The organism is Actinomycetes bacterium, assembly GCA_036000965.1.
In the GTDB taxonomy this organism is placed as follows: domain Bacteria; phylum Actinomycetota; class CALGFH01; order CALGFH01; family CALGFH01; genus DASYUT01.
The window spans coordinates 54596-60790 of sequence record DASYUT010000133.1 but is presented as its reverse complement, the minus strand read 5'-3'; the positions used below and the strand labels follow the sequence as shown (position 1 = coordinate 60790).

6 protein-coding genes are annotated in these 6195 nt (G+C 70.4%); 4 read left to right on the top strand and 2 right to left on the bottom strand.

Annotated features, from left to right (window positions below; all coding sequences use genetic code 11):
- A partial coding sequence (locus tag VG276_11790) for a Scr1 family TA system antitoxin-like transcriptional regulator (protein HEV8650059.1) occupies window positions 1-368 on the bottom strand: 368 nt, incomplete at its 3' end.
- Between the two features lie 355 nt (window positions 369-723).
- Between VG276_11790 and VG276_11785 the strand changes: the two genes are divergently transcribed.
- Complete coding sequence (locus tag VG276_11785; protein HEV8650058.1) at window positions 724-1854, top strand: glycerophosphodiester phosphodiesterase; 1131 nt, start codon at window positions 724-726, stop codon at window positions 1852-1854.
- Window positions 1855-2036: 182 nt separating this feature from the next.
- On the opposite strand, the gene VG276_11780 is transcribed toward VG276_11785, so the two are convergent.
- Window positions 2037-2969 carry a LysR family transcriptional regulator gene (locus tag VG276_11780; protein ID HEV8650057.1) on the bottom strand — a complete coding sequence of 311 codons (933 nt, stop codon included), beginning with the start codon at window positions 2967-2969 and terminating at the stop codon, window positions 2037-2039.
- 140 nt (window positions 2970-3109) lie between these two features.
- Here VG276_11780 and VG276_11775 point away from each other — a divergent pair, with 140 nt between their 5' ends.
- The 3 genes from VG276_11775 to VG276_11765 all read left to right on the top strand — a co-directional run bounded on the left by VG276_11775 (window position 3110) and on the right by VG276_11765 (window position 6193).
- Window positions 3110-3712 carry an adenylate kinase gene (locus VG276_11775; protein ID HEV8650056.1) on the top strand — a complete coding sequence of 201 codons (603 nt, stop codon included), beginning with the start codon at window positions 3110-3112 and terminating at the stop codon, window positions 3710-3712.
- Between the two features lie 409 nt (window positions 3713-4121).
- On the top strand, window positions 4122-5000 hold the full coding sequence (locus VG276_11770) for a hypothetical protein (protein HEV8650055.1): 879 nt from the start codon (window positions 4122-4124) through the stop codon (window positions 4998-5000).
- 53 nt (window positions 5001-5053) lie between these two features.
- Window positions 5054-6193 (top strand): spermidine/putrescine ABC transporter substrate-binding protein, encoded by a 1140-nt coding sequence (locus VG276_11765; protein ID HEV8650054.1) that lies wholly within the window; start codon window positions 5054-5056, stop codon window positions 6191-6193.
- Window positions 6194-6195 lie beyond the last annotated feature (2 nt).

The following is a 6195-nucleotide window of genomic DNA, read 5'->3' as shown; positions in this document are numbered from 1 at the left end:
ACCGCGCGCATGTAGTCCTCGGTCTGCAGCAGGCCGGGGACGAACTGGCCCTGATAGGTCCGGATGAGCGTGGCCGCCGACTCGAGATCCACGTAGGCCCGGAACCACTGCGGGAGAAGATCGTTGTACCGGTGCCACCAGCCAGGCTCGTTGGCCTCGCGGGCCATCGCGACGAACGTGGCGACCTCGCCCGGGTCGTTCACGCCGTAGAGCTTGAGCAGGTCGACCACATCGTGGTCCTTGAGGCCGACCTGGCCGTTCTCCAGCCGGTGGATCTTCCATTCGGATGCGCGGATCGCCTCGCCGGCCTGCTCGCGGGTGATGCCCTGCTCGGTGCGGAGCCGGCGGAGCTGGGCGCCGACCAGCATGCGACGGACGGTCGGCCCGCCGCCTCTCGGTTGAGCTTCGGTCACGTCCTCGCCTCCGCGGCGCGAGTCAGCGCACAGGTTGCCACGCCGCTCCGGCTGGCATCCGGACATGGCCTCCGCACCTGACATCTGACACCCATCTGGTCGGGCGGTGTCAAGGCGGAATACTGCCGAGAACGCTGCCCGCCTTCTCCTGCTGGCCGGTGTCCGCCGGCCGCAGCCGGGATCGAGGCATCCGGTCCGGCATCGAGGCATCCGGTCCGGCAAGGTGTGAAGCGTTCTTCACTTCGCTGCATTTCGCCCGTAAGGTGTGGGGTCGCCGGACCCTCCCGCCGACCCTCGGAGGTGGCCTGTCATGAGACCCGTCAAGATCCGCCCGGTGCCGTGGCTGTTGGTCGCGGTGCTGCTCGCCCTCCCGCTGGTGCCGGTAGCCGCTGGTGCCGCCTCGGAGAAGGACCAGGCCGCGTCGCTTGGCAAGAAGCGCGCGCTCCCGCTGGTCCTCGCCCACCGCGGCGCCAGCGGCTACCGGCCCGAGCACACCCTCGCCGCCTACGAGCTGGCCATCGACATGGGGGCCGACTTCATCGAGCCCGACCTGGTGTCGACCAAGGACCACGTCCTGGTCGCCCGCCACGAGAACGAGATCTCGGGCACGACCGACGTGGCCACCCACGCGGAGTTCGCCGGCCGGAAGGCCACCAAGGTCATCGACGGCACCTCCCTGACCGGCTGGTTCACCGAGGACTTCACGTTGGCCGAGCTGAAGACGCTGCGCGCCAAGGAACGCATCCCCGACATCCGGCCCACCAACACTGCGTTCGACGGCCTCTACCAGGTCCCCACCTTCGCGGAGGTCGTCGCCCTGGCCAAGCGGAGGCACGTCGGCGTCTACCCGGAGACCAAGCACCCGACCTACTTCGACTCGGTCGGGCTGTCGCTCGAGGAGCCGCTCCTGGCCACCCTGCAAGACGCGGGGTACCGCGGGCGGCGGGCGCCTGTGTTCATCCAGTCGTTCGAGGTCGGCAACCTGAAGGAGCTCCGCAAGCGCACCGACCTGCCGCTGATCCAGCTCCTCGACGCGACCGGCAAGCCCTACGACTTCGTCGTGTCCGGCGACCCTCGGACCTACGCCGACCTGGCCACCCCGGCCGGCCTGGCCGAGATCGCCACCTACGCCGACGGCATTGGCCCGAGCAAGAACCTGATCGTGCCCCGTGACGCGAGCAACCGCCTGCAGGCGCCCACCACGCTGGTGCGCGACGCGCACCAGGCCGGCCTGCTCGTCCATCCGTTCACCTTCCGGCGCGAGAACTTCTTCCTGCCCGAGGACTTCCGGCAGGGGAACCCGGCCAGCCCGGTGTACCTGGGGGCGGTCGGCGACTTCCCGGGCGAGCTGCGGCTCTTCCTCCAGCTCGGCATCGACGGCCTGTTCACCGACAACACCGACACCGCAGTCGCCGTCCGCCGGGAGGTGCTCGGCAGGTAGGGACGGTACGGTAGCGCCGAGCCGGCTCGCCCCCGGCCGGCGCTACCGCCCGCCTCCCGCGGCGGGCCGGGCGGCATGGCCGCTGGCCTGGCGGCATGGCCGCTGGCCTGGCCGGGCACCTCTCCCCGGTGAGCGTGCCGTCCCGGTGAGCGTGCCGTCCCCGGTCGGCGTCCGGTCCCTGGTCAGCGGCCCGGACCGGGGGGCGTGCCGCTGGCCGCGCCCTGCTCGAGCTGGTGGCGCAGCTCGGCGAGCAGGCGCATGAACGCCACCACGGCGCCGGACGGCGGTCCCGCGTCGCGCCGGCGCACGGCCACGATCTCCCGCTGGGCGGGAGCGCCGTCGCTCAGGTCGACCAGGCGCAGCGTGCCCGCGGCCAGCTCGACGGTGACCGCGCTCTGCGGGACGAGGGAGATCCCGAGCCCGCGCTCGACCATCTTCTTGGCCGCCTCGATGTTGTCGAGCTCCATGACCCCACCGGGCAGGACGCCGGCCTGCCGGAAGATCGCGGTGGTGAAGTCGCGGTAGCTCGAGCTGCGCCCGAACAGGATCAGCGACTCGCCGGCCAGGTCGGTCAGGCGGACCCGGCGCGCGTTGGCCAGCCGGTGCAACGGCCCGGCGATCAGGACCAGGGTGTCGGAGTAGACCGGGAAGCTGTCGACGTCCTGATGCCCGAGGGCGCGGATGAGGCCGACCTGCACCTGGTCCTGGAGGACCATGTCGAGGATCTCCTCGGACGTGCCGCTCTTGAGCACCAGGCGGACGCTCGGGTGCTCGTCGGTGAAGCGGACCAGGATCAGGGGGAGCGCGTAGGCGCTGACGGTGGGGGGCGCGCCGAGCACGAGCTTGCCTGCGGAGCCGCGGCGCAGCTCGTCCAGGCGTTCCCGGCCGTCCGCGATCGCCTGCACCGCCCGCTCGGCGTAGGGCAAGAACGCCTCGCCTGCCTCGGTAAGCCGCATCCCCCGGCGGGTGCGCACGAACAGCTTCTCGTCGAGGTTGGCCTCCAGGCTCTGCAGCCGGGCGGTGACCGTCGGCTGGGAGATGAACAAGGCGTCGGCTGCGCGGCTCAGGTTCTGCCGTCTTGCCACTTCCAGGAAGGCCTCGATCTGCGGCAGCATGCGCCACCCTTCCGAATGGCGACCTTCGTCACCATCGAACTTGCCTATCTCAGTAATCAAAACGAACTATTGGACCGATGACAAGAGCACCCCCTACCCTCGGTAGTCTCCCCAGCACCGACCCCGGACGGAGCAGTTGCATGCGAATCGTTCTCCTAGGTCCGCCCGGAGCCGGCAAAGGCACCCAGGCCATGCTGCTCTCCCAGCACAGCGGCACGCCCCACATCGCCACCGGCGACATCTTCCGGGCCAGCGTAGCCGAGGGCACCGCGCTCGGCCGCACCGCCCAGTGCTACATGGACCGCGGCGACCTCGTACCAGACGAGGTCGTGATCGCCATGGTGATGGAGCGCCTCTCCGAGCCCGACTGCGAGCACGGCTTCCTCCTCGACGGCTTCCCGCGCACAGTGGCCCAGGCCGAGGCGCTCGACCTGCGCCTGGCCGAGCTGCGCAGCCCTCTGGACGGTGTGATGAACTTCGAGGTTGCCGAGGACGAGCTGTTCCGCCGCCTGGCCGGGCGCTCGGCCGAGCTGCACCGCTCCGACGACGGCGAGGAGACGATCCGCCACCGGCTCGAGGTGTTCGCCACCAAGACCCGGCTGCTGGTCGACTACTACATGCACCGCGGGCTGCTGGCGGTGGTCGACGCCCAGGGACGGGTCGGCGAGGTCAACCGCCGCATCCTCGACGTCCTCGGCATCGCTGCCGACGCCCTACCCCGCACCGCGATGGCGATGGTCTGACGCCACTGCCCGAAGCGGGGAGGCCAGCAGCCTGAAGCGCGCGAGGCCAGCCGCCCGGAGCGCGAGGCCAGCCGCCCGAAGCGGGAGATGCCAGCTCGCGTCCACCTGGACCAGCTGGACAGCAGGGTCCAGAGGGTGCGGTGCCGTCGAGGCCGTCGACGTGTCCTCCCCTTTCGGGTCCAGCACGGGTCTCTTGCCGTCACCAACTACGCGGGCAACGGCCGCCGTAGTTTCGGTACCGCTACCGATGAATTCCGGGCCTACGAGACGGTTCAACAGATTTTGCATGCATAGAGTGTGATTTCACCCGGTGTCGCGAAGGCGAGCGAGCGGTCTCCTTTTGCTTGCGGGCACCGAGACCGCTCGATTAGTGTCTGAGTTCCCCGGCCCAACTTCCCAGGTGGCCTAGATGGACGATCCCGATTATCCGTCCAGCCGGGAGCCGGCCTCCGAACGCCTGCACCCGGCTCCCTGGGGTTCGAAGCCGCCCCCGCCGTCCGAGTCCCGGAGCCAGGCCCAGATCGTCGTGCCCGACCGCGGTGGGCGGCATGCAGCGCCCAAGCCGGACCGGTCGAGGGTCGAGGTGCGGTCGGTCATGGGCGTGCTCGGACTGGTCGTCGCCATGATCGTGGTGGGCGTCCCGCTCACCCGGATGATCAGCGCGGCCCAGCGGCCCGCCTCGAAGGCCAATGTGGGCGCCACCACCCCGAAGGCCAATGTGGGCGCGACCGCCCCGAAGGCCAATGTGGGCGCGACCGCCCCGAAGGCCAATGTGGGCGCCACCGCCCCGGTGGCCGGCACCTCGACGCCCGAGGCGCCGGGGCCGGTCCCCACGGCAGTGGGCAACCTGCTCGCCAACTGGAGCTTCGAACGGGACCTCTCGGGCTGGCAGCGGCTCGGACCGGCGAACGTGACCCGCGAGCTGGGCGGTCGCACCTCCGGGTCGAGTGCGCTGGTCCAGGCGACCACCGCCGGGCCCGCCCGGGTGGGCATCGTCGCCCCGTCCGTGGTCCCGCAGGCTCGGGCCGGTGCCGTGTACGACGCCACGGTCTGGGTCCGCTCGGGCACGCCCGGGGTGCGGGTGGCGCTCAGCCTTGTCGTCACCCACGACGGCACGAGCGAGACGTCCCAGACCGTGGCCAGGACGGTGCCGGACCCGCGCTGGCAGCGGATGGACGTGGCGCACCGGGTCACCAAGCCGGGCACCCTCGCGGTCCAGGTGATCGTCGAGGGTGTCTCGCAGGGCCAGGGGCTGTTGGTCGACGAGGTCGTCGTCCGCCAGTCCTAGCGACCGACGGGGTCGACGGGGTCGACGGGGCAGGGCGCAGCGAGGAGGCAGGAGTGGCAAGGGACCGCGACGGACGCGAGCTGAACCTGTTGGTGCAGCACCCCCGGGCACGAATCGGCCGCCGGGCGTTCCTGCGGGTGGGCGCGCTGCTCGGCGCGGCCGGCCTGGCTGGCTGCACGGCGGAGCGGGCATGCAAGGTCCCGCCCGGGGCCGAGAACCGGGTGCCCGAGCAGCTCCTGAGCATCTACAACTGGAGCGACTACATCGACGACCGCAGCATCCCCGCGTTCCAGGCCCACTCCGGCATCCGGGTGAACTACGACGTCTACTCGTCCAACGACGACCTGCTGGCCAAGATGAAGGCCGGGCGCACCCAGTTCGACATCATCGTGCCGACCCACTGGTTCATCCCCACCTACCGTGACCTCGGCCTCATCGAGCCGCTGCGCCGGGAGCTCATCCCCAACCTGCGCAACCTGGACCGGGCCTTCGTGGACACCGACTACGACCCGGGCAACCAGTACACGATCCCCTGGCAGTGGGGCACGACCGGCATCGGCTACAACGTGGCCAAGGTCCCGGGCGGGAAGATCGACTCGTGGAAGCCGCTGTTCGACCCCGCGCCCCAGATGGCCGGGCGGGTCTCGCTGCTCCGCGAGGTGAGCGAGCTGATCAACTGCGCGCTCATCTACCTCGGCAAGGCCCCGAACTCCACCGCGGACGCCGACCTGGCCCAGGTCGTCAGGCTGGTCCGCTCGCTCAAGGGCAGGGTCAGCAAGTTCTCGAGCGACACCTACATCGACGAGCTGGCCAAGAACCAGACCTGGATCGCGCACGGATGGAGCGGCGACGTGTTCCAGGCGGCCGAGCGCAACCGCAACGTGGCCTACGCGATCCCCAAGGAGGGGTCGTTGCGCTGGACGGACGTGATGTGCATCCCCAAGGGCGCGCCCCACCCGAAGAACGCCGCCCTGTTCATGAACTACGTGCTCACACCGACGGTGAACGCACGGATTTCCAGATATGTCTCCTACGGGACCCCGGTGACGCTGGCGAAGGCGCTCCTCCCCGAGGAGCAGCTCCAGGACCCCACCATCTACCCGCCCGCCTCGGTGAAGCTCTCGGTCATCACCCCGAGCGGAGAGAAGCTGCAGAAGTGGCAGGCGGCCTACGACCGCATCGTCAAGGCCTGACA